This window comes from Hymenobacter piscis (genome assembly GCF_018760735.1).
GTDB lineage: Bacteria > Bacteroidota > Bacteroidia > Cytophagales > Hymenobacteraceae > Hymenobacter > Hymenobacter piscis.
Genome location: NZ_JAHHZN010000007.1, coordinates 139,128 through 162,859 on the forward strand (window position 1 = coordinate 139,128; position 23,732 = coordinate 162,859).

Below are 23,732 nucleotides of genomic sequence, written 5' to 3' on the forward strand. Positions count from 1 at the left end.
GAAACCAGGCTCCGGCCGCGGCCAACCGCCATCTGCCGAGTAGGCAGCCAGCGGCCTGGTGCCATTTTCTACATTTGTGGTAGCTGATCTGGCTTGTTGCCGCCCATTTTCCTTTCTCCATGAAACCTGCTTCCACTACTTTTCCCGTGCTCGAAACCATCCGCCAGCGCTGGAGCCCCCGCGCCTTCGACCCGCGCCCTGTAGCGCCCGAAACGCTGAGCCAGGTATTTGAGGCCGCCTCCTGGGCCGCCAGCGCCATGAACGAGCAGCCCTGGCGTTACGTGTACGCCCACCGCTCCGACGCGGAGGCGTTCCAGAAGATGGTGGATTGCCTGCTGCCCGGCAACCAGCCCTGGGCCAAAAACGCGGCCGTACTCGTGCTGGCCCTCACCAAAACGCACTACGACAACGGCACGGCCAACGGGGCCGCCCTTCACGACCTGGGCCTGGCCAATGGCAACCTCATCCTGGAAGCCACGGCCCTGGGCCTGCACGGCCACTTCATGGGCGGTTTCGATGCCGCCAAAACCCGCGAAGCCTTCCAAATTCCCGACTCACTGCAGCCCGTCGTGATGATTGCCCTGGGTTACCTGGGCGCGGCCGAGCAGTTGGAGGAGCCCTTCCTGAGCCGCGAAAAAGCCGCCCGCCAGCGCAAGCCGGTGGCCGAAATTGCCTTCCACCAGCATCTTCCCGCCTAGCCATGCCCACCCGCCACACCACTGCCGCCGACCGCGGCCTCAAGGATATCGGCTGGCTGCAAAGCCACTTCTCGCTGAGCTTCGGCCCCTACGCTAATCCCGAGCGGGCCGGTTTCGGGCTGTTGCGCGTGTTCAATGATGACTTTGTGCAACCGGGCGGGGGCTTTGGCCTGCACGCCCACGCCAACATGGAAATCATTTCCGTGCTGCTGGCCGGGCGCATGAACCATAAGGACTCGCTGGGCTACTCCGAGGAAGTAGGCGCCGATTGGGTGCAGATTATGAGTGCCGGCAGCGGCCTGCGTCACGAAGAGTACAACATCGGCGACGAAACGGTGAATTTTCTGCAGATCTGGATTGAGCCCAAGCTACAGAACGTGACGCCCCGCTACCAACGCCGCCACTTTCCGCGCGCCAAGCGGCTTAACCAGCTCACCACCATCGTCAGCAACGAAGAAGGCACGGCCCACTGCTGGATCAACCAGAATGCCCGCCTCAGCCTGGGCTATTTCGAGGCCGGCCAGGCGGTGGACTACGCGCTGCAGCCACTCAATAAGTGCGTGTTCGTGTTCGTGCTGGAAGGCCGCGTAACCGTGAATGGCGAAACCCTCCAGGAGCGGGAAAGCCTGGGCCTGTGGGATACCGCAGCTGTGGCCATGCATTGCGAAACCACGACGCAGTTTCTACTGATTGAAGTACCAATCAATCACTGATTCGGAGGATAAATAGAACTATTTCCGGAAATACCCAGAAGCCCCGTCGGTTTGGCGGGGCTCTTTTTCGTGGCGGGTGGCCACCAAGCGAAAATCGGCTACGAGGCTAGGGCTGAATAAGTTGCCGCAAACAGTAGCGTTTTTGCTGGATTGTTTCGACTTTTGTGGTTGATTTTCTGTTGGATACCCTTTTTCTATGAAAATACATTGTCTCACGTTTCTCCTGTGCGCCGGGCTGGCTCGGCTGGCCGGCGCGCAGGATCTTCCCTCCCAACTCCCCCCGCGGGCCATTGTAGCTCTGGCCGACGCTCCGGCAATGCCCCGCGTCAGCTTCTCTTCCGACGGGGACTGGATGCTGCAGATGGACGTGCGCGAGATGTCCTCCACGCCGGAGGCAAGCCGGCCTGAACTACGCTTGGCCGGCCTGCGCATCAACCCGGTTACCAACGGCCCCAGCCGCGTTACCTACATTTCGGCGCTGCGGCTGCGCCAGTTGCCCAATGGCAAGGAGCTGCTGGTGCAGGGCCTGCCGGCCAACCCGCGCATCAGCAACGTGCAATGGTCGCCGGACAACTCCAAGCTGGCCTTCACCCACACCTCCAACAACCACGTGGAGCTCTGGATTGTGGATGTACCCTCGGCCTCGGCCCGGCTGGTGCCCAACCTGTTTCTCAACGACGTATTCGGGATGCCCTACGAGTGGGTATCGGACAACAAGACCCTTATTGCCCGCGCCGTTGTGGGCGGCCGCGGCGACGCGCCCAAGCCCGAGGAAGCGTCCACCGACCCGAACGTGCAGCAGAACCTGGGCAGGCAGGCCCCGGCCCGCACCTACCAGGACCTGCTTAAAACGCCGGTTGATGAGCGCCTCTTCGATTACTACACGCTTTCCCAGCCGGTGAAAGTGGGCCTCGATGGCCGGATGGCTCCGCTGGGCCAGCCGGGCGTGATTCAGCAGGCCACGCCCTCACCCAACGGCCAGTACGTGCTGGTGCGCACCCGCCACCGCCCCTACTCCTACTCGTTGCCCGTCAGCCGGTTCCCGGTCCGCACCCAGATTCTGAATATGGAAGGGCTGGTGGTAAAGGAAGTAGCCGACTCGCCCCTGGCCGACCAGGTGCCCACGAACTTCGATGCGGTGCCCGGGGGAGCCCGGGAGTTCAGCTGGCGCGAAGATGCGCCCGCCACCCTGTTCTGGGTGGAAGCCCAGGACGGCGGCGACCCCCGGGCCGAAGCCGCCGTGCGCGACAAGCTTTTCTCCCTGCCCTCTCCTTTCACCGACAAGCCCCAGGAACTGGCCGCTTTGCCCCTGCGCTTCCGCACCATTCACTGGTCGAGCAATAAGCTGGCCCTGGTGGAAGGCTACCGCTGGGCCGACCGCAAGGAAACCACCTGGACTCTCGACCTGGCCACCAAAACGTCTCTGCTGCCCCTGTTCGAGCATTCCATCCAGGACGCTTATACCCACCCGGGCAAGCCCGTGGAGCAGCGCAACGCCCAGGGCCGGCCGGTGCTGCTGACCGATGCCAGCGGCGACGTGATCTACCTCATCGGCAACGGGGCTTCGCCCGAGGGCGACCGGCCCTTCGTGGATGAGCTGAACGTGCACACCAAGAAAAGCCAGCGCTGGTGGCGTTCAGAAGCGCCCTACTACGAGATGCCCGTGGCCATTCTCGACGCCAGCAAGAGCCTGTTCGTAACCCGCCGCGAATCGCCTACCGAATCGCCCAACTACTACACGCGCCGGGGAGCCAACCCCAAAATCACGGCCCTCACCAAGCTCCCGAACCCCTATGCGGGCTTAGGCAGCTTCCAGAAGCAGGTGCTCAAGTACAAACGCGCCGACGGCGTGGACCTGACTGCCAACCTGTATCTGCCGGTCGGCTATAAGAAGGAAAGCGGCCCCCTGCCCACGCTGCTGGAAGCCTACCCGGTAGAATTCAAGGATAAGAAGGATGCGGGACAGGTCACCGGCTCGCCCTACTCCTTCCCCCGTCTGAGCTGGGGCTCGCCTGTTTACTGGGTAACGCAGGGCTACGCCGTGCTGCAGGGCGTGAGCATGCCCATTGTGGGAGAAGGCAGCCAGCAACCCAACGACACGTACGTGGAGCAGCTCACAGCCTCGGCGCAGGCCGCCCTCGACGAAGGCCGCCGCCTGGGCGTGGTGGATACGGCCCGGGTGGCCGTGATGGGCCACAGCTACGGCGCGTTCATGACGGCAAACCTGCTGGCGCACACCAAGCTGTTCAAGGCCGGCATTGCCCGCAGCGGCGCCTACAACCGCAGCCCTACGCCCTTCGGGTTCCAGGGCGAGGAGCTGGCTTACTGGCAAACGCCGGAGGCGTACAGCGCCGTGTCGCCGTTCAGCTTCGCCAACGGTATCACCGCGCCCCTGCTGCTGGTGCAGGGCGATGCCGATAGCAATTCCGGCAACTTCGCCCTCCAGAATGAGCGGTTCTATGAGGCCCTGAAGGGCAACGGCGCCACCGTCCGGTACGTGACGCTGCCGTCTGAATCGCACGGCTACCAGGCGCGGGAATCCATCATGCCCATGCTCTGGGAGATGAATACCTGGCTGAACACGTATGTGAAACAGTACGGAGCGGCGCCGGCAGAGGCCGCTCCTGCCCCGGAGGCCACCGCCACCTCCCCCACCGCCACCTCCCCTGCCACGCCGGTAGCCACACCCGTTACCGTTCCGGCAGCCTTGCCGGGCACTTCGCAGAACAACTAGTTCCGCTCCCCGGCCGCTACGTGGCGGGCCTACTTTTCCTCTCCGAAAACAACGGCTTCCGGGCCGCTTTTCGGGGAGGCTTTTTTTTGTGCGCCGCCAACGGCCGGCAGAGGTGAGAGTGTGTTTTTCCGGCGATGAGTACAATGCCGCCAAGCCTGCTGATATTTACTGCGTCCGTTCTCTTCTGCCCGCATGTCCGTTTTCAGCACCTACCTCCAGCTCGGCTTCCACCACATCTTCAACCTGCGTGCCTACGACCACCTCGTGTTTCTGCTGGCCCTGTGCGCGCCCTACGTGCTGCAGGACTGGCGGCGGGTGCTGGCCCTGGTGACGAGCTTCACCCTGGGCCACTCCCTCACGCTGGCCCTGGCCACGCTTGAGGTGGTGCACTACTCGCCCGCCCTGATTGAGCGGCTGATTCCGGTTACTATCATCCTGACCTGCCTGCTGAACCTGGCCCGGGCCGGGCGGCCCACCGACCGCGCCGTGGCGCCCCCCGCTTCCCGGCCCGTTGTGCTGGCCCTGCCCAACCTGCTGGCCGCCGGGTTCGGTCTGATTCACGGCCTGGGCTTTTCCAGCTACCTGCGCGGCCTGCTGGGCCGGCAAAGCCGGCCGGTGCTGGAGTTGCTCAGCTTCAACGTGGGCGTAGAGCTGGGCCAGCTGCTGATTGTGGGCCTGATTCTGCTGCTGGGCCTGCTGCTGCTGCGCGGCCTCAACGTGGCCCGGCGCGACTGGCTGCTGGTTACCAGCGGTGCCGCCCTGGGCATTGCCACCATCCTGCTGGTTAGTGTGTAATCCGGTGCAGTGGGAAATGAGCGAATAGCACTGTCCGACTCACGCATTCCCTACTGCCCCACTTCACCGCTCTGCAACCTCCCGGCCGCCCTTCTGTCTTTCGTCGCACGCGACGCGGCCTGGTGGGTTTCTGCGTTCTTATTCAGACTTTTGCCGACTCCTGTTTTTCTCCCCTTTTCGCATCTTATGCTCAAACCTACTCTGCTGGCCGCCGGGCTGCTGGCGCTGCTGGCCCTGCCGACGGCCGCCCAGAACACCAATTCGGGCACCGACAAATTTGCCCAGCTCGAAACCCTGCTGCCCACGCCCAATTCCTACCGCACCGCCTCCGGCGCGCCCGGCACCGACTACTGGCAGCAGCGGGCCGACTACGCCATCCGCGTCCGGCTCGACGACGAGAAGCAGGCCATCAGCGGCGACGAGGACATCACCTACACCAACCTCTCGCCCGACGTGCTGACCTACCTCTGGGTGCAGCTCGACCAGAACATCCTCGACAAGAACTCCATCACGACGGCCACGCAGGTAGGTGAGATTCAGCAGCGCATGCCCTTCCAGGCCCTGGATTACATGCAACGGAGCGATTTCGACGGGGGCTTCAAGATTGCGGAAGTGAAGCTGAAGGGTGGCAAGGCCCTGCCCTACGTCATCAACCACACCATGATGCGGGTGGATTTGCCCACGCCCCTGCGGCCCAAGCAGGCCGTGACGTTCAGCATCAAGTGGAGCTACAACATCAACGACCAGAACAAGATCAACCAACGCTCGGGCTACGAGTACTTCCCGGAGGATAAGAACTACCTCTACGAAATTGCCCAGTTCTACCCCCGCATGGCGGTGTACTCCGACAACCAGGGCTGGCAGCACAAGCAGTTTCTGGGCAACGGCGAGTTTGCTCTGCCCTTCGGCGACTACCGGGTGAGCATCACGGCCCCCGCCGACCACGTGGTGGGCGCCACCGGCGTGCTGCAGAACCCCAACGACGTGCTCAGCAGCGCCCAGCGCCAGCGCCTGAACCAGGCCGCCTCGGCCAAGAGTCCGGTGCTGATTGTGTCGCCCCAGGAGGCCGAAAAGGCCGAGCAGGGCCGCGCCAAGGGCACCAAAACCTGGACCTACGCCGCCAAGAACGTCCGTGACTTCGCCTGGGCTTCTTCGCGCAAGTTCATCTGGGATGCCATGGGCGTGAAGCAGGACGGCGTGCCGGTGATGTGCATGAGCTACTACCCCAAGGAGGGCAACCCGCTCTGGGGCAAGTACTCGACGGAGGTCATTGCCCACACCATCAAGACCTACTCCAAGTACACCATTCCCTACGCTTACCCGGTGGCCATTTCGGTGCACGGGCCGGTGGGCGGCATGGAGTACCCGATGCTGAGCTTCAACGGCGGCCGCCCCGAGAAGGACGGCACCTACTCGGCGGAGCGCAAATACGGGATGATTTCGGTGATTATCCACGAGGTGGGCCACAACTTCTTCCCCATGATCATCAACTCCGACGAGCGGCAGTGGACGTGGATGGACGAGGGCCTGAACTCCTTCGTGCAGTACCTCACGGAGCAGGAATGGGAGCGGGATTACCCCTCGCGCCGCGGCGACCCGGCCCAGATTGTGGCCTACATGCGCACCGACAAGAGCCTGCAGACCCCGATCATGACCAACTCCGAATCGGTGTTGCAGTTCGGCAACAACGCTTACGGCAAGCCCGCCATCGGCCTCAACATCCTGCGCGAGACGATTATGGGCCGCGAGCTGTTCGACTACGCCTTCAAGGAGTACGCCCGCCGCTGGGCATACAAGCACCCCACCCCCGCCGACTTCTTCCGCACCATGGAAGACGCCTCGGGCGTGGATCTGGACTGGTTCTGGCGCGGCTGGTTCTACTCGGTGGAACACACCGACTTGGCCATTGCCGGCGTGAAGCAGTACAACGTCGACTCCAAGAACCCCGACATTGAAAAAGCCCGCCAGCGCGAGCTGACCAGCAAAGCGCCCAAAACCATTTCGCAGCAGCGCAACCTGACGGCCATTCCCCAGCCCCTGGTGGAGCAGAAGCCCCAGCTCAAGGATTTCTACAACCAGTATGACCCGCTGGCCACTACGCCCGCCGACCAGCAGCGCTACCAGCAGCTGGTGAAGGGCCTCAGCCCCGAGCAGCAGCAGCGCCTGAATAGCGGTCTGAACTTCTACGAGGTGAGCCTCAAGAACCTGGGCGGCCTCACGATGCCCGTCATCGTACAGATGACCTACGCCGACGGCCAGCAGGAAATCATGCACATTCCGGCTGAAATCTGGCGCAAGAACAACGCCGAGGTGTCCAAGGTGTTCATCACCGAAAAGCCGGTGGTGAGCTTCGTGCTCGACCCCTTCCAGCAAACCGCCGACACCGACCTGAGCAACAACGCCTGGCCCCAGCAGGCCGCGCCGTCGCGCTTCGAGCTGTTCGAGTACCAGCAGCGCCAGCAGCCGAACCCCATGCAGCAGCAGTCGGCCCTGCAGCAGAAGGAGCAGAAGCCGCTGACTTCGCCCGGTTCCACGGGCGGCACGAATTAACCGGCCGTTTTCCGGTAGTTTTAAAGCAGCCGGCCCCGGTGGGGTCGGCTGCTTTTTTGTGTCACCGAAACTGAGTGGCCGCAGAGCGGCCGTCGGTTTGTAGCCCGGCATTCCGGCAGAACGCTAGCGCTGCGTAGCGGTGCCCGGAACTCCTGCCATTTCGGGCACCGCTACGCAGCGCTAGCGTTCTGCCGCCGTTTTTCTACAAACCGAAAGCCGCTCTGCGGCCACCCGGCGAATCAGGTTATCGTAACATCACATCAATGCCCCAATCATCTTCCCGTCTGAAATCACTCAAGCACTAGGCCCTCGGCCCCGATCCGGAGGCGGCTTATGAAGCCTTCGAGGCCCTAACCGCCATTGGCACGGAGGACGTCGCGCAGTTTTACCTAAGCCTGCTGGAAACGGCGGAGCGCGGGTGGCGCAACCGGGCCGCCATGGGCCTGGCCTATCTGGGCGATGCGCGGGCCGTGGCGCCGCTCCTGCAAGCCATTCAGCGGCCGGAAACCCGCGGCTCCAACGGCACGATGGTGTACGCCCTCACGCAGTTCGACTGTCGGCACTTGTTGAAGGAACTCTTCCAGATGGTTTTTCAGCAGGGCTACGAGGCGCAGCTGATGGCGCTGATGGCCATTGAGGATCAGGATTTCAAGTATTCCCTCGAAGATGTGGCCTTTATTCAGCAGCAGTGGGCCGTGGCGCAACTGGCCCCGAGCAAGTCGCTGCTGGAGTTGGGGCTGGAAAACATCGGGGAATTGGTGGAGGATTTGTAGCTTTTCCGCTTCTTTCCACCATTTGAGCTACTTAACTATGGGACTTCTCGACGGCCTGCTGGGCAACGCATCTGAAACCGACACCCACGCCATTCAGCTGGAAATGAGCCAATTGCTGGCCACGGGCGAGGAAGTGCGCAAATCCTACGTCATCATCCGCGACCTGCTGGTGTTCACCACCAAGCGCCTGCTGTTCATTGATAAGCAGGGCGTAACGGGCAAGAAGCGGGAGTACCTGAGCATCCCCTACCGTAGCATCGAGCGCTACTCCACCGAAACCACCGGCCACTTCGACCTCGACGCGGAGCTCAAAATCTGGGTCCGGGGCATGGCCGAGCCCATCAGCAAAACCTTCCGCGGCGACAAAGCCATCTACGACGTCAGCCGCGCCCTGAGCGAGTACGCGCTGTAGGTGTGGTGGTGACATGGTGAAGTGGTGAGTTTACGTGCTGATTGCGCCGTTTGCGCCACCGGAACGTAAACTCACCATTTCACTATCTCACCATTTCACCACCTCACTCCATGGCTCGTTTCACTTCCGCTCACGCCCTCACGCAAGCCCGCCAGCACCCGCTGATTCCGGTGTTTTATCACGCCCAGGAAGACTACGCCCGCCGGGTGCTGGCGGCCTGTTACGCGGCCGGGGTGCGGCTGTTCGAGTTCACCAACCGCGGGCCGGAAGCCCCGGCCATCTTCGAGCGGCTGCAACGCTTCGTGGAAGCGGATTTCCCCGATTTGCTGCTGGGCGCGGGCACCATCTTCACGGCCGAGGAAGCCGGCCGCTTCATCGAGGCCGGCGCCGACTTCATCATCCAGCCCATCACCAGCCCCGACGTGGCCGCCGTCTGCCGCAGCTACGACCTGGCCTGGCTGCCCGGCGCCCAGACGCTGAACGAGGTTTACGAGGCCCACCGCCTGGGCGCGACGCTCGTCAAGCTGTTTCCCTCGGCCTACCTCACGCCCGAGTACCTGCGCATCCTGCGCGGCCCCCTGCCCCAGGTGCCCCTCATAGTGACGGGTGGCATCCAGCCCACCGTGGAAAGCCTGCGGGCGTGGCAGCAGGCCGGGGCCACCTGCGTGGGCCTCGATGCCCGCCTGCTCGACACCGACGAGCCCGCCCGCCTAACGGCCCAGGTAACGGAGCTGCTGGCGGCGGTACGGCTGGCGGGGTAGCGTGCTTTTTGTTGGCGTTTGATTTCCTACGGTCCATCCATGCTATTCACATGAATCTACTCGCCTACCTGAAGTCGCTGTTCGTGAAGCCCGCGCCACCCGCCGCGGTGCCTGTTTATCATTATGATGCGGAAGAGCTATGGGCAAGTCATGTTGCTTACCTGGCCGAGAAAGAATTGGCGTTACCGCTGAAAAAAAAGCGCCTTGAATCCTTTTATGGGGATTTCAACACGTTTTTCTACCGCCTTGATTTTGATGAGTTCGTCAGGAAGGAATTTCTGCCGGCTTGGGAACCAGATAACCCGCATCTACAATTCCTTAACCACAACCATTGGTCTACGAAGCACCCGTTCAACTTCCCCGGTCCTTTCTACACGGGCGAGTCGGATACCTGCGGTACTGGTATCTGGGAGGCCCCCGGCAACGTCGCGAATGACAGCGACAGTTGCGAGTACGTATTCCGACAACCACAGAACTATGCTGCTTTTTTAGATATTCTCGACGCAGCAGCAACCGAAGTATTTGATAGTTATTCGGCCAATGGCAACGACTATTGGACCTATGCTACCTGTATGCACTGGTGGCGCAATCGGGGCGATTTAATCATGGCTCTCACTCGAGCCGAAACACTCGCAGCAAACGACGGCCAAGCCCAGGCCTACTTGGAGTACCTGACCGGCGACGCCGAAACTGACCTGCGCCGCTATTGCTATTTCCTGGAAAACGGGCAGTATCCGGCAGATAGCAATACGACCTTGCCTACCTTGTAACATCACTTTCCGGCCCCTCTTTCGCCATCCAATGACCCGTTCTGCTCCCGTTCCCGCTCATCAAGTCTTTATGCCCGAAGAAGATGCGTGGAGTGAGGCCGAAGTAACGGCCGTGCGGGGCCAGTCGGTGCTGACGCGGAGCCGTAGCGTGCAGCCGCTGAAGCTGCTGAATCCGCGGGCGGGCGGCAGCATCTGCCACGTGGTGCTCTCCAGCTACGGGGGCGGGTTGCTGGCTGGCGACGTGGTGCGGCTGCGCCTGCACGTGCAGGCCGGGGCGCGGACGCTGCTGGGCACCCAGGCCAACACCCGCGTGTACCGCGCCGACCACGAAACCAGCGCCGAGCAGTACCTCGAGGCGCATCTGGCCGCCGGCAGCCTCACGGCCGTATTTCCCGATCCACTAGTGCTTCAGACCCGGGCCCGCTTCCGCCAATACCAGCACTGGCACCTGCAATCTGGCGCCGTGCTGCTGCTGGCCGACTGGCTCCACTCGGGCCGCATGGACAGCGGGGAACAGTTCAAATTCAGCAGTTACGAATCTGAAATCCGGCTGACGTACGAGGGCCGCCTGCTGGCCCTGGACCGGTTCGGCTTCCGCCCCCAGGAGCACGTTGCCACCTCCCCCGCCCACTTCGGCCCGCACCAGACTACGCTATCGGTGTACCTGGCCGGCGCGCCCGAGGACGCGCGGTTCCGGCAGCTTTCCGCCGTGCTGGCCGCCCAACAGCCCCACTCCCGCCACGAGCTCCCGCCCGACCTTTCCCGGCAGTCCGCCGTCGTCGCCTTCACCGAAGCCCGCCCCGGTCTGCATCTGCTCCGCGCCGTGGGCCAGGGCCGCGCCGCCCTGCAACCCATCTACAACGCGCTATATGAAGCCCTGGCCGCCCCGGAGTTGCTGGGCTTTCACGCCGGCCAGCGGAAGTATTAGGGTTCATGGTTTCATATGAACGTCATTCCGAGCGAAGGCGGAGCCGTAGCCGAGGAATCTTGCGTGCTGATGTTGCAGTAGTAAACAATACCCTTCCAACAAAGTAGTAGAGATGCTTTGGCTGCGCTCAGCATGACAGTTACTTTGACAACGTCAGCACGCGAGATTCCTCGGCTACGGCTCCGCCTTCGCTCGGAATGACGGTCAACCGTATTGCTCATTCTCACCGCCGCTCCGGCCCGACGGCCGCAAAGGCCCGGGCTTTGGCTTCGTGGATGTGCTGGATGATTTCCTCCAGACCGACGCCGTGCAAAGCGCGGGCGAACAGGAAGGGGCCTTCCCCGCGCATGCGGCGGGCATCCCGGTCCATCACGTCCAGGTCGGCGCGCACCAGTTCGGCGAGGTCGGTTTTGTTGATGACCAGCAGGTCCGACTGGGTGATGCCGGGGCCGCCCTTGCGGGGCACCTTGTCGCCGCCCGACACGTCGATAACGTAGATGGAGTAGTCTACCAGCTCGCGGCTGAAGTGGGCCGCCAGGTTGTCGCCGCCGCTTTCCACGAACAGGAAGTCGAGGCGGTTGTCGAAGCGCTTCATCAGGCCTTCCAGCGCGTCCATGTTCAGGGAAATATCCTCCCGGATGGCCGCATGGGGGCAGCCGCCGGTTTCCACGCCCACAATCCGGTCCTCGCTCAGCGCACTGTGGCGGATGAGAAACTCGGCATCCTCGCTGGTGAAGATGTCGTTGGTGACCACGCCCAGCTCGAACTCGTGGCGCAGCCGCTCGCACAGCGCCTTCAGCAGCGCCGTTTTGCCCGTGCCCACCGGCCCGCCAATGCCCACCGTGAAGGCCCGCTGCCGGAAGTTGCGGTGCGACGGCAGCCGCCGCGTTTCGCGCCGGTCAAAGTCGCCGGGCGACTCGTAGTACTCGTGCGTGTGACCGTGGAGCAACAGGGCGAGTTTATCAATGAAGGGCATATTGGGTAGTTGTTAGTTGCTGGTTGTCAGTTGTCAGAAGCTCAGCCTACCTAGAACGTCATTCCGAGCTTGCCGAGGAATCTCGCGTGCTGACTTTGTTGAAAAAGAACGTCATGCTGAGCGAAGCCGAAGCATCTCTACCGCTTCGTTGGGTTAGCATTACAACGAAGCGGTAGAGATGCTTCGACTCCGCCTCCGGCTCCGCTCAGCATGACGTTTCTTTTGCTCATCGTTCCGCCTCCCGCTCATCGTTCTGCTTCCCGGCCTCAGTTCTGGAACAGGCGCGAGTACACCTGTTCGTGCAGCATCTGGGCGGCGTCGAGCAGGACGGCGGAACGGGTGGCGTGGCGGTGGTCGAGGGCGTCGGCCCCGGCCAGCAGGTCGTCGAAGATGGCGTAGAACTCGTGCTGCAGGCGGTGGCCTTCCATAGGGCCCAGGCAGCCCAGCCGGATGGCCGCGCTGATTTGGTCGCGCAACGCCAGGTGCAGGTAGAGCGTGTGGATTTCGGGCAGGGTGTAGTCGAGGCGGCGCAGGCTCAGGGCCAGCAGAGGCACGAAGTGCAGGGGCAGCTCCTCGGCGGCCAGCCACTCGCCCAGGGCGGGCAGATCAGCGGCCGGGTAAAACGAGTGCAGCAGCCGCAGCCAGGTTTTACCCTGCGTGAGGCTGCCGCGGTGCAGGGCCGGCACCAGCAGCTGGGCGTCGTACTCCTGCACAATGGTGCGCAGCTCCCCAGCCCCGGCGGGCAACGCGGCCCGGTAGCAGGCGTTCAGAAACGGCACCTCCAGCCCCACCGCCTGCTGTAGAAACGAGTACAGGTAATTCCGCAGCCCGCTTTCCGACTGCACCAGCCCAAACGTGCGGCTACTTTCCAACCCATACGAATACGCAAACCCACCCGTCGGCAGGGCCGAATCGGCCAGGTGAAGCAAACGGGCAAGACGGGTAGACAAGAGAGCTGAGAACTTAGAACTGAGAGCTTAGAACTGAGAAGCGCAAAGATGTGACGTGAGCGGCTTGTTATGTGGTAAGCCTGTCTTAGTTCTCAGCTCTCAGTTCTAACTTCTCTATTAAAACAGATTATACAGCTGCGTCAGGGGCAATGTGTCCACCGGTTCGCAGGTGAGGTGGACGCCGTCCACGGTGACGCGGTAGGTTTCGGGGTCTACTTCGATGTTGGGCAGGTAATCGTTGAGGGCCATGTCCTTTTTCTGCACCGTGCGGCAGCCCTGCACAGCTACTACCTGCTTGTTCAGGCCGTATGAGGCGCGCACGTGCTCCACCGAAGCCCCCGACACGAAGGCCAGCGACGTGGGACCCACCGCCCCGCCGAAAGCCCCGAACATGGGCCGCGAAAACGAGGGCTGGGGCGTGGGAATGGAGGCGTTGGCGTCGCCCATCTGGCTGCGCACGATAACGCCGCCTTTTAGCACCATTTCGGGCCGGGAGCCGAAGAAGGCGGGTTTCCAGAGCACCAGGTCGGCCAGCTTGCCCAGCTCCACGGAGCCGATGTGCTCCGAGAAACCGTGGGCGCGGGCGGGGTTGATGGTGTACTTGGCCACGTAGCGCCGGGCCCGGAAGTTGTCGCAGCCGCGGGCGGCGTCTTCGGGCAGCAGGCCACGCTGCTGGCGCATCTTGTGGGCCGTTTGCCAGGTGCGCGTCACCACCTCGCCCACCCGGCCCATGGCCTGCGAGTCGGAGCTGATGATGCTGAGCGCGCCCAGATCGTGCAGCACGTCCTCGGCGGCAATGGTTTCGCCCCGGATGCGGCTTTCGGCAAAGGCCACGTCCTCGGGGATGTTGCGGTCGAGGTGGTGGCAGACCATGAGCATGTCGAGGTGCTCGTCGATGGTGTTCTTGGTGAAGGGCCGGGTGGGGTTCGTGGACGAGGGAATGACGTTCGGCTCGCCGCAGATTTTGATGATATCGGGGGCGTGGCCGCCGCCCGCGCCCTCGGTGTGGTAGCTGTGGATGGTGCGGCCCTTGAACGCGCCCACCGAGTTTTCCACGAAGCCGCTTTCGTTGAGCGTATCGGTATGGATGCACACCTGCACGTCGTACTCCTCGGCCACCTGCAGGCAGGTATCGATGGTGGCGGGCGTGGTGCCCCAGTCCTCGTGCAGCTTGAAGCCCAGGGCCCCGGCTTCCAATTGCTCGCGCAGGCCCTCGGGCCGGGATGTGTTGCCCTTGCCCAGAAAGCCGAAGTTGAGCGGAAACGCATCGGTGGCCTTCAGCATCATCTCGATGTAGAATGCCCCCGGCGTGCAGGTAGTAGCACTGGTGCCCGCCGATGGCCCTGTGCCGCCGCCCAGCATGGTGGTGAGCCCGGCGGCCAGGGCCTCATCAATCTGCTGGGGGCAGATGAAGTGAATGTGGCAGTCGATGCCGCCGGCCGTGAGGATGAGCCCCTCCCCCGCCACCACTTCGGTGGTTACGCCTACCGTCAGGCCCGGCGTCACGCCCGGCATAATGTGCGGGTTGCCGGCCTTCCCGATGCCCGCAATGCGCCCGTTCTTCACCCCGATGTCGGCCTTATAGATGCCGGTGTAGTCGAGCACGAGGGCGTTGGTGATGAGCAGGTCCAGGGCCTCCGCCTGGGAAATGCCGGCAGCCTGGCCCATCCCGTCGCGCAGCACCTTGCCGCCCCCGAACTTGCATTCCTCGCCGTACACGCAGAAGTCGTGCTCCACCTCAATCACGAGGTCGGTATCACCCAGCCGCACCCGGTCGCCGGTGGTAGGGCCGTACATATCGGCGTACGCACGCCGTGAGATGGGAAGGGACATGGTACTAAACTGAATTAATCTTGACCCACAAATGAAAAGGCTCCTGTTACTTTGTCTATTTCGCCAAACTGCTTACTGTTATATATTATCTTAATAATCGCTTTTCCCTTAGTTTCCTCGCACTTATTAAATCCAGATAAACCGAATGAAAAATAAATTATCAAAGGCCTTTTTATTCTATATACCTCCAATTTATTATCTATAAAAGGATCTATCTTCCACAACAATACCCCATTCTTATCTACGGCCTTGACATGAATGAAATCATCATCAAGAATATATCTTACCCCAGTCAATTTATCAATCAGTAAATGAGCAACAACTGTATCTTTTAATGATCTACACCCCACAAAGGAAGGGCCAGTATAAATGACATTATTTTGCCCTAAGCACTCATTCATACCGACCATCAACACAATTAAAACTAAATAATATTTCATCTGATATTACATCTATTTGAAAACAAAAAAGGCTAAAAACTTGAAAAAATCACTCAATCCACTTTCCCATTAATCCGCGCGTTGCCGCCGTACACGATTCTTTCCCCGGCCAGCGCCACCAGCGTTACGGTTTTCCGCTCGCCGGGCTCGAAGCGGACGGCGGTACCGGCGGGGATGTGGAGGCGGAAGCCGCGGGCGGCGGCGCGGGCGAAGTCGAGGGCGGCGTTGGTTTCGAAGAACGGGTAGTGCGAGCCGACCTGGATGGGCCGGTCGCCGCGGTTGAGTATGTCGAGGGTCAGGGTTTCGCGGCCTTCGTTGAGGTGCAGGTCTTCGGCGGCCAGTTGGTACTCGCCGGGCGCGGGCGGAGTGGTTGCGGGCGGGGCAGCAGCGGGGCGCGGGGCGCGCACGAGGCCGGAGCCGTGGAGGGCCAGCTCGGCGGAGCCGGTTTCGCGGCAGATGGGGTGATGCACCGTCACGAGTTTGGTGCCATCCGGGAAGGTGCCTTCCACCTGCACCTCGGCCACCAGCGCGGCCACGCCCGGCAGCACATCCTGCAGCCCCAGAATCTGCTTGCCCTTATCCATCAGCACCGCCACCGACTCCCCGTCGCGGATAAACTCCAGCAGCTGGGTAGCCAGCAGCGCCACCGCCTCGGGGTAGTTCAGGGCCAGACCCCGGGCGTAGCGTTTCTGGGCCACCACGCCGGCCTGGTGCAGCACCAGCTTATCGAGGTCTTTTGGAGAGAGGTGCATGGTAGAGAAGTGAGAACTTAGAAATGAGAAGAAAGAAGCTTTCGTAGAACGATGTAGAGACGCGACCCTTCGCGTCTCCGCGTTGAACGGCTTATGCGCGGCTGGCTATGGTTTGCAGGCTGCATAACACGAGCCGTTCAACGACGAGACGCGAAGGGTCGCGTCTCTACATCGTTCTGGCCTTACTCTGTTACCGGAACTACTCTCAGTTCTCAGTTCTAAGCTCTCAGTTCTAAATAAATTTCCATATACCATCCACCCGCCGTACCCGATGCTGAGCAGGGCCGAGACGATGACCAGGCCGGCGCGCAGGTTACGGCTGAAGCGCATGCGTTGGGTAAAGGGCACGCTCATCAGGCCGGTGGCGCCCAGCATACCCACCACCGAGCCCAGCCCGAACAGCACCAGATAGGCCACGCCCAGCCAGGCGGAGCGCAGACTACCCATCAGCAGCAGCACCAGCGCCCCGCTGCCGGCCAGCCCGTGCACGAGGCCCACGGCGTAGGCCGTGCCCCGGCGGTAGCGCGGCGGGGCGGTTTGGTAGTAGCTTTTATCGGTGAGGCGGCTCAGGCCCAGCACCAGCAGCAGCGCGCCCACGGCGGCCTCGAAGTAGTTGGTATGGGTGACGAGGGAGCGGCTCAGCAGCAGCGCGCCCCCGAACACCACTAGGGTGGTGGTGTGGCCCAGGCCCCAGAACAGCCCCTCGCGCACGGCGTCGCGGCGGTGGTCGTGGCGGGCTACCAGGGTGCTCACGGCAATGAGGTGGTCGGCCTCAAAGGCGTGTCCGGTGCCGGCCAGCAAGGCGAAGGAAAGCGGCAGGGCCTCTTGCATGAAAACAGGCGCATCAGGAGGTTGAGGGTAGTAATCTAAGCCTTACTCCGGAAAATCTACACGATTTTCTTCAAACACCCCAAAAAAATAACCCTGCTACCAGAGCAGGGCTATCAGTTTTCAGCAAATCACCTTCCGGATACTACCCACCTACTACGGCGGCATCGGGGGCGGGCACGGCGGGGTTGTACTCGGGCGTGGCGGCGTTGTGGATGGCCGTGGCCAGGCCCTTGTCCGATTTGAAGTCGTTGCGCTTGTAGGGCCGGATGATGAGGCGCAGGGCCTTATCGGAGCTGAAGTAGCTGATGGCCCAACCCACCAGCGTGACCACCTTGTTGCGGAAGCCCACCAGCGTCATCAGGTGCACAAACAGCCAGGTAAGCCACCCGAAGAAACCGCCGAAGTGCTTGTTGCCGGGCAAATCCACCACGGCGCGGTTGCGGCCCACAATGGCCATGCTGCCCTTGTTGGTGTACTTGAACGGCCGGAGGGTTTCGCCGCGCAGCAGCCGCTGGAAGTTGTCGGCCAGCTGCTCGGCCTGCTGGATGGCCACGGGGGCCAGCATGGGGTAGCCGCGCGGCATCTCGTCGGTGACCATGTTGGCCACGTCGCCGATGGCGTACACGTTCTGGAAGCCCACCACCCGGTTCACCGTGTCCACGTTCACGCGCTTGTTGCGGGCCACGGCGGCTTCGGGCAAGCCTTCCAGCGCCGCCCCGTTCACGCCGGCCGCCCAGATTAGGTTTTCGGTGCGGATGAACTCGGTGTCGGAGTAGTACAGCTTGCCGTCGTCGAAGTGCTTGGCCTGGGTGTTGAGGCGCACGTGAATGCCCATTTCCTCCAGGTAGCGCTTGGCCTGCACCTGCGAGTCCTTGCTCATGGGGCCCAGCACCTCCCCGCCCGATTCGACGAGGTAGATTTCCATCTGCTTGAGGTCGAGCTCGGGGTAGTCCTTGGGCAGCACGTCCTTGCGCATCTCGGCCAGGGAGCCGCAGATTTCCACGCCGGTGGGGCCGCCGCCCACTACCACCACGTTCATCAGGGCCTGGCGCTGGGCCGGGTCTTCGGTGAGAATGGCCTTCTCGAAGTTCTGAAACAGGTAGCTGCGCAGGTTCAGGGCGTTGGGCACGCTCTTGATCTGCATGGCGTTCTGCTCGATGCTGGTGAGGCCGAAGAAGTTGGTGAGCGAGCCGGTAGCCACCACCAGGTGGTCGTAGCGGATGTCGCCGATGTTGGTGGTGAGCGTGTTGGTGGCCGGGTCTACCCGCTGCACGTCGGCCATGCGGTAGAAGAAGTTGGGCTGGCCGGCAAAAATCTTGCGGATCGGGTAGGCAATGCTGTCGGCCTCCAAGGCCCCGGTAGCGACCTGGTAGAGCAGGGGCTGGAAGTTGTGATAGTTGTTGCGGTCAATCACCACCACCTGCACGGGCGCGTCAGCCAGGTCTTTGGCCAGGCGCAGGCCGGCAAAGCCGCAGCCGATAATTACAATACGAGGTTGGGAAGTACGCGGCAGGTTGGTATCCATAGCAAAATCGGAAGGTCAAACAGTGGCTGTACTGAATATAGGACAGGATGGTTGGATGGCTGGACGGTTGGATGGGTGAAGGGTTGAATTGTCATTGCGAGCAGCGCGAAGCAATCCGTCCTTCACAGAGCGCCCCGCCCCGAAGAAGCACAAAGCCCCTGACGTGCGGACGCCAAGGGCTTTTAAGTGAATCAAGAGTTTGTGCCTCGAAAAGAAAGGTTTGCTTCGCACTGCTCGCAATGACAGTTCAGCCATTCAACTCAATAATCTACGCCTTCCTTCTTCTTGAATTCGCCATCCTTGACCTGCTTGATGAGCTGGAGCCAGCTGAAGGGATTGAGCAGGGGGTTGTTGGTAGCCGGATTGGGCGCGACGCCCATGCGGCGTTGCTGGTCGTACTGCTGGTTTTGCAGGGTCTGGCGGTAGTTGCCCATGCTGGTGACGGGCAGGTTATTGAACATGCGGCGCATGACCTGCTCGTTGAGCTTGTCGGCAGGGGTGCGGTCCTTCTCGGTGGGCACCTTCATGGCCAGGAAGGCCTCCTTGAAGGCCCGCTCGGTGGCGTAAGGAAAGATGCGCACTTCGGGCAGCACCGTGGCGTCTTCCTTGAGCTGCACGATAACGGAATAGCTCTGGCGCGGGTAGTTTTCGGGCACGATGACGTACTGGTTGCGGTAGCCCAGGCTGCGAATCACGATACTGTCGCCGGCCAGAATGGGCAGCGAGAAGTAGCCGTACTCGTTGGTAGTGGTGCCGCGGCCGGCCTTGGGCACGAAGATGGCCGCCCCGGGCACGCCCAGCAGCGAGTCGCCGGAAGCCACGATGCCCGTGAACTGCACCACCGGACGCTGGCCCTGCGCCCGACTCTGGCCGGGCAGCAGCAGGGCCAGCAGCAGGAACAGCCCGGCGGAGAAAAAAGAGATACGCATTTGAGCCACGGAGAACATACAAGCCATTACGAACGACAAAGATACGGCACTTTCGGGGGTGGCTGCCGGGTTTACCCTAAATTCGGGGCCCGCCCGCCTGATTTCGGGCTCCCCTTCCTGCTTTTGCCTAAAGATGCGTCTCAAACACTTTACCGTTGCATTCGGCCAGCAAGTATTCAAAGCCCTCGGCGACGAGAGCCGGGTGCGCATCCTGCATCTGCTCTGGCGCAACCAGGAAATGTGCATCTCCGACCTGGAGCAGATTCTGGATTTCACCCAGACCAAAACCTCCCGGCAACTAGCGTACCTAAAAAATGCGGGCCTCGTCAGCTTCCGCCGCCTCGACAACTGGGTATTCTACTTCATCAAGGACGAAGCCCTGGACTTTCTGCAGCAGCTGCTGGGCTACATGGAGCGCGACCCCCAGCTCGCGCACGACCAGAAAATTTACCAGACCCTCTGGTCGAACCGGGAGCTGGCCGCGTATAAGCTCCAGAGTCGCCGCTGGCACGGTTCATCGTACTGAGTAGTTGGTAGTGAGTAAGGAGAAGCGTCTCATAATGCACGGCTTCGCCTTTACTACAGTGCCTTTGTCTCAATACCCGATACTCACTACTCAACCCAACTATACTGTGGAGAACATGACGCGCCTGTTTGTGTGCGCGGCCCAGAAGAACGAAGTCGGCCGCGACGTGGCCCGGGCCCTGAAAACGGAGCTGAAGAAGCAGGGCCTGAAAAAGCGGCTGCTCGATGGCGAGAAGCGCAAAGTACGGGTGCAGACCTGCAGTTGTCTCGACCTGTGCAAGCAGTGCAAAAAAGGCGACGGCGCGGCCCTGCTCATCTACCCCGAAGGCACGGCCTACGGCAACGTCCGCCCCCGCGACGCGGCCGACATCGTGCACGAGCACCTGGGCCAGGGCCGGGTGGTAGCGCGGCTGCGGCTTGACTGACTCCCCTGAACGTCATGCTGAGCTGGCCGAAGCATCTCGCGTGCTGACGTTGCAGTAGTAATCAGGCGTCAGCACGCGAGATGCTTCGGCCAGCTCAGCATGACGTTCTGCTACAATTTCTCCTTTTAACTCCTCACGCATTACCAGTGAAATACCGCCACCTCTTCTTCGACCTCGACCACACGCTCTGGGACTTTGAAACCAACGCCGATGAAACCCTGCGCCACCTGTTCGCGGAGCACAACATCAGCCGGCACGGGGTGTCGGTGGAGAAGTTCATCAAGGAGTATTCCGACATCAACCACGGCCTGTGGCGGCTGTACCAGGGCGGCAAAATCAACCAGCAGCAGCTGCGCGCTACCCGCTTCCCGCGCACCTTCCTGAAGCTTGGCCTGACGGAGGCCGATTCGCCGCCCACGCTCTCGGAAGAATTCACCAATCTGTTGCCCCACAAAACGGCCGTCTTCCCCTACACCCACGAGGTGCTCGATTACCTGCGCGACCAGGGTTACGCGCTCCACCTCATCACCAACGGCTTCCGCGACATTCAGCACCTTAAGCTCCAGGCCTCGAATCTGCTGCCTTATTTCCAGGAAATTATCACGTCGGAGTGCTGCGGCCACCTCAAGCCCGACCCGCGCATTTTCGCGCACGCCCTGGAGCGCACCGGCGCCGTGGCCGCCGAGAGCCTGATGGTGGGCGACAATCTGGAGTGCGACGTGCTGGGCGCCTACAACGCCGGCCTCGACCAGGTGTACTTCAACCCCGAAAAGCGTCGCCACTTCAACCAGGTAACCTACGAAATCAGCTGCCTGAGCGAACTGAAAGAGATTTTGTAAGCAGCCGTCCTCACAATGTCTGTCGTCCTGAGCATGTCGCGCATCAAGCGACATGCTCAGGACGACAGGCGTTAGAGGAATGACAAGCCCTTACCTTTGCCGGATGATTCGCTTACTTGGTTTTTCGGGGCGGCGCGGCAGTGGGAAAGACACGGCAGCCCGCCTGATTCAGCAGTTGCAACCCCAGCAGCGCTGGCACATTCGCTCCGTGGGCGAGCCTATCAAGGCCGTGTGCGCGGCGCTGGCCGGCGAGGGCACGGCCCCGTATTTCTCCCAGCAGGGCAAGGCCGAGCTGCTGCCGACGTTCGGCCGCACCCGCGGCGAAATGCTCCAGCAGATCGGCCTGGCCCTGCGCCTCTGGGAGCCCGATATCTGGGTGCAGGCGTTCTTCTCCCAGCTGCCGGCCGAGCAGCACACCCTGATTCCGGACGTGCGCTTCCCCAATGAGGCCGACCTCATCCGCAGCCGCGGCGGCCTGATGGTGCGCGTGGAGGGCGACCCGCTCCACCAGCGCGGCGACGGCACCCGCGACGACGACCACCCCTCCGAAACCGCCCTCGACCACTACCCCCACTTCGACCTCACCCTCCACAACACCGGCTCCGTCCTGGACCTGGAACGGCAGGTGCGGGCGCTGCTGGCGCGGCTGTAGGCTTGCCCCAGTCATCCTGAGCTTGCGAAGGATCTTACCACGCTAGCACGACCATCGTTGCTACGCCTCGTGCTAAGCGTGGCAAGGTCCTTCGCAAGCTCAGGATGACAGGCGTAGCACTTCCCCATTCCGATTACCTTTGCCCTTCCCCACCACCCATCACCCCAAACCAGCACTTCCTTATGGCCAACGGCTTTTTCAACGTCCCGACCCCGATCAACGAGCCCGTGAAGGGCTACGCGCCCAACTCGCCGGAGCGCCTTGAGCTGCTCAAGACCCTTAAGGAGCTTAAGCAGCAGCAGCGCGACATTCCGATGCACATCGGCGGAGAGGAAATCCGCACCGGCAAGAAGCAGAATATCACCCCACCCCATGACCACCAGCACGTGCTGGGCCAGTTCCACGAAGGCGACGCCTCGCACGTAGCGCAGGCCATCGACGCGGCCCTGGCCGCCCGCCCGCTGTGGGCCGAAATGCCCTGGGAGCACCGCGCCGCCATCTTCCTGAAGGCCGCCGACCTGCTGGCCGGCCCTTACCGGGCGCGCCTCAACGCGGCCACCATGCTGGGCCAGAGCAAGAACGCCTTCCAGGCCGAAATCGACGCGGCCTGTGAGCTGATTGACTTTTTCCGGTTCAACGTGCACTTCATGCAGCAGATCTACCAGCAGCAGCCCGAGAGCCTGCCCGGTATGTGGAACCGCCTGGAGCACCGCCCGCTGGAAGGCTTCGTGTTTGCCCTCACGCCCTTCAACTTCACCTCCATTGCCGCCAACCTGCCCGCCTCGGTGGCCATGATGGGCAACGTGGTGGTGTGGAAGCCCGCCAACACCCAGATCTACTCGGCCCAGGTGCTGATGGAACTGTTCAAGGAAGCCGGTGTGCCCGACGGCGTTATCAACCTGGTGTACGTGGACGGTCCCACCGCTGGTGAGGTCATCTTCAAGCACCGCGACTTTGCCGGCATCCACTTCACCGGCTCCACCGGCGTGTTCCAGAACATCTGGAAGACCATCGGCGAGAACATCAACAACTACAAGAGCTACCCGCGCATCGTGGGCGAAACCGGCGGCAAGGACTTCATCCTGGCCCACCCCTCGGCGCACGCCAAGGCCGTGGCCGTGGGCATCAGCCGGGGCGCGTTTGAGTACCAGGGCCAGAAGTGCTCGGCCGCCTCGCGGGTGTACCTGCCCTCGAACCTCGCCGACGAAATCCTGGGCTACGTGAAGGAAGATCTGGCCTCGTTCCGGATGGGCGACGTTGAGGACTTCTCCAACTTCATTAACGCCGTTATCGACGAGAAGTCCTTCGATAAGCTGGCCAAGTACATCGACGGGGCCAAGGCCGATGCCAACGCCGAAATCGTGGCCGGCGGCGGCTACGACAAGTCGAAGGGCTACTTCATCGAGCCCACCGTCATCGTGACCAAGGACCCCAAGTACGTGACCATGTGCGAGGAGCTGTTCGGCCCCGTGCTCACCGTGCACATCTACGACGCCGACAAGTTCGACGAAGTGCTGGAACTGGTAGACACGACCTCGCCCTACGCCCTCACTGGTGCCATCTTCTCCCAGGACCGCTACGCCATCGACCACGCCTCGAAGAAGCTGGTGCACGCGGCCGGCAACTTCTACATCAACGACAAGCCCACCGGCGCGGTAGTCGGCCAGCAGCCCTTCGGCGGCGCCCGCGCCTCCGGCACCAACGACAAGGCCGGCTCCATGCTGAACCTGCTCCGCTGGGTGTCGCCGCGCGCCATCAAGGAAACCTTCGTGCCTGTCACGGATTACCGCTACCCCTTCCTGGGCTCCGAGCCTGCGGAGGATCTGAACAGGGATAAGGGCCTGTAGGCCGTTTGGTTTTGAGGAACAAAAAGGCCGCTCCGGGATTCCAGGGCGGCCTTTTTGCCGTGCTTCGGGGCGGA

The 23,732-nt window shown here is 62.1% G+C and carries 22 protein-coding genes and 1 pseudogene; 15 read left to right on the forward strand and 8 right to left on the reverse strand.

Features of this window, described 5'->3' with window-relative positions:
* Nucleotides 1–119 precede the first annotated feature (119 nt).
* The 10 genes and pseudogenes from KLP40_RS09760 (at nt 120) to KLP40_RS09805 (ending at nt 11,134) form a co-directional block, all read left to right on the forward strand.
* On the forward strand, nt 120–698 hold the full coding sequence (locus tag KLP40_RS09760; protein ID WP_215593593.1) for a nitroreductase family protein: 579 nt from the start codon (nt 120–122) through the stop codon (nt 696–698).
* A 2-nt stretch (nt 699–700) separates the two neighbouring features.
* Nucleotides 701–1,411, forward strand: a complete 711-nt coding sequence (locus KLP40_RS09765) for a pirin family protein (protein ID WP_215593594.1) — start codon at nt 701–703, stop codon at nt 1,409–1,411.
* Nucleotides 1,412–1,607: 196 nt separating this feature from the next.
* Nucleotides 1,608–4,145: a S9 family peptidase gene (locus KLP40_RS09770; protein ID WP_215593595.1), complete on the forward strand. Its 2,538-nt coding sequence runs from the start codon at nt 1,608–1,610 to the stop codon at nt 4,143–4,145.
* 192 nt (nt 4,146–4,337) lie between these two features.
* Nucleotides 4,338–4,940: a HupE/UreJ family protein gene (locus tag KLP40_RS09775; protein WP_215593596.1), complete on the forward strand. Its 603-nt coding sequence runs from the start codon at nt 4,338–4,340 to the stop codon at nt 4,938–4,940.
* A gap of 186 nt (nt 4,941–5,126) precedes the next feature.
* Nucleotides 5,127–7,490, forward strand: coding sequence for a M1 family metallopeptidase (locus tag KLP40_RS09780; protein WP_215593597.1), 2,364 nt, complete (start codon nt 5,127–5,129; stop codon nt 7,488–7,490).
* A 326-nt stretch (nt 7,491–7,816) separates the two neighbouring features.
* Nucleotides 7,817–8,263: pseudogene (locus KLP40_RS09785) on the forward strand (HEAT repeat domain-containing protein); the annotation flags it as partial.
* A gap of 22 nt (nt 8,264–8,285) precedes the next feature.
* Complete coding sequence (locus KLP40_RS09790; protein WP_246558746.1) at nt 8,286–8,675, forward strand: PH domain-containing protein; 390 nt, start codon at nt 8,286–8,288, stop codon at nt 8,673–8,675.
* A gap of 110 nt (nt 8,676–8,785) precedes the next feature.
* A complete protein-coding gene (locus KLP40_RS09795) occupies nt 8,786–9,436 on the forward strand; it encodes a beta/alpha barrel domain-containing protein (protein ID WP_215593599.1) in 651 nt (216 codons plus the stop codon).
* A 50-nt stretch (nt 9,437–9,486) separates the two neighbouring features.
* Nucleotides 9,487–10,206, forward strand: coding sequence for a hypothetical protein (locus KLP40_RS09800; RefSeq protein ID WP_215593600.1), 720 nt, complete (start codon nt 9,487–9,489; stop codon nt 10,204–10,206).
* 31 nt (nt 10,207–10,237) lie between these two features.
* A complete protein-coding gene (locus tag KLP40_RS09805; RefSeq protein WP_215593601.1) occupies nt 10,238–11,134 on the forward strand; it encodes an urease accessory protein UreD in 897 nt (298 codons plus the stop codon).
* A 223-nt stretch (nt 11,135–11,357) separates the two neighbouring features.
* On the opposite strand, the gene ureG is transcribed toward KLP40_RS09805, so the two are convergent.
* The 8 genes from ureG to KLP40_RS09845 form a co-directional block, all read right to left on the reverse strand.
* Nucleotides 11,358–12,110, reverse strand: coding sequence for an urease accessory protein UreG (ureG, locus tag KLP40_RS09810; protein WP_215593602.1), 753 nt, complete (start codon nt 12,108–12,110; stop codon nt 11,358–11,360).
* 266 nt (nt 12,111–12,376) lie between these two features.
* Nucleotides 12,377–13,060, reverse strand: coding sequence for an urease accessory protein UreF (locus tag KLP40_RS09815; RefSeq protein ID WP_215593603.1), 684 nt, complete (start codon nt 13,058–13,060; stop codon nt 12,377–12,379).
* Between the two features lie 117 nt (nt 13,061–13,177).
* A complete protein-coding gene (ureC, locus tag KLP40_RS09820; RefSeq protein WP_215593604.1) occupies nt 13,178–14,893 on the reverse strand; it encodes an urease subunit alpha in 1,716 nt (571 codons plus the stop codon).
* Nucleotides 14,894–14,907: 14 nt separating this feature from the next.
* Complete coding sequence (locus KLP40_RS09825) at nt 14,908–15,333, reverse strand: hypothetical protein (protein WP_215593605.1); 426 nt, start codon at nt 15,331–15,333, stop codon at nt 14,908–14,910.
* A 53-nt stretch (nt 15,334–15,386) separates the two neighbouring features.
* Nucleotides 15,387–16,085 (reverse strand): urease subunit beta, encoded by a 699-nt coding sequence (locus tag KLP40_RS09830; protein WP_215593606.1) that lies wholly within the window; start codon nt 16,083–16,085, stop codon nt 15,387–15,389.
* A gap of 105 nt (nt 16,086–16,190) precedes the next feature.
* Nucleotides 16,191–16,916, reverse strand: coding sequence for an urease accessory protein (locus KLP40_RS09835; protein WP_215593607.1), 726 nt, complete (start codon nt 16,914–16,916; stop codon nt 16,191–16,193).
* Nucleotides 16,917–17,058: 142 nt separating this feature from the next.
* Nucleotides 17,059–18,441 carry an NAD(P)/FAD-dependent oxidoreductase gene (locus tag KLP40_RS09840; protein ID WP_215593608.1) on the reverse strand — a complete coding sequence of 461 codons (1,383 nt, stop codon included), beginning with the start codon at nt 18,439–18,441 and terminating at the stop codon, nt 17,059–17,061.
* A 260-nt stretch (nt 18,442–18,701) separates the two neighbouring features.
* Entirely contained in the window at nt 18,702–19,370 is a 669-nt protein-coding gene (locus KLP40_RS09845; RefSeq protein WP_215593609.1) for a carboxypeptidase-like regulatory domain-containing protein, read from the reverse strand.
* 133 nt (nt 19,371–19,503) lie between these two features.
* Here KLP40_RS09845 and KLP40_RS09850 point away from each other — a divergent pair, with 133 nt between their 5' ends.
* From KLP40_RS09850 to pruA, 5 genes are all read left to right on the forward strand, one after another.
* Nucleotides 19,504–19,896 carry an ArsR/SmtB family transcription factor gene (locus tag KLP40_RS09850; protein WP_215593610.1) on the forward strand — a complete coding sequence of 131 codons (393 nt, stop codon included), beginning with the start codon at nt 19,504–19,506 and terminating at the stop codon, nt 19,894–19,896.
* A gap of 106 nt (nt 19,897–20,002) precedes the next feature.
* A complete protein-coding gene (locus KLP40_RS09855; RefSeq protein WP_215593611.1) occupies nt 20,003–20,320 on the forward strand; it encodes a (2Fe-2S) ferredoxin domain-containing protein in 318 nt (105 codons plus the stop codon).
* 146 nt (nt 20,321–20,466) lie between these two features.
* A complete protein-coding gene (locus KLP40_RS09860) occupies nt 20,467–21,159 on the forward strand; it encodes a YjjG family noncanonical pyrimidine nucleotidase (protein ID WP_215593612.1) in 693 nt (230 codons plus the stop codon).
* A 103-nt stretch (nt 21,160–21,262) separates the two neighbouring features.
* A complete protein-coding gene (locus KLP40_RS09865; protein WP_215593613.1) occupies nt 21,263–21,811 on the forward strand; it encodes a nucleoside/nucleotide kinase family protein in 549 nt (182 codons plus the stop codon).
* Nucleotides 21,812–21,993: 182 nt separating this feature from the next.
* Nucleotides 21,994–23,658, forward strand: a complete 1,665-nt coding sequence (gene pruA, locus KLP40_RS09870) for an L-glutamate gamma-semialdehyde dehydrogenase (protein ID WP_215593614.1) — start codon at nt 21,994–21,996, stop codon at nt 23,656–23,658.
* The last annotated feature ends 74 nt before the right edge of the window (nt 23,659–23,732 follow it).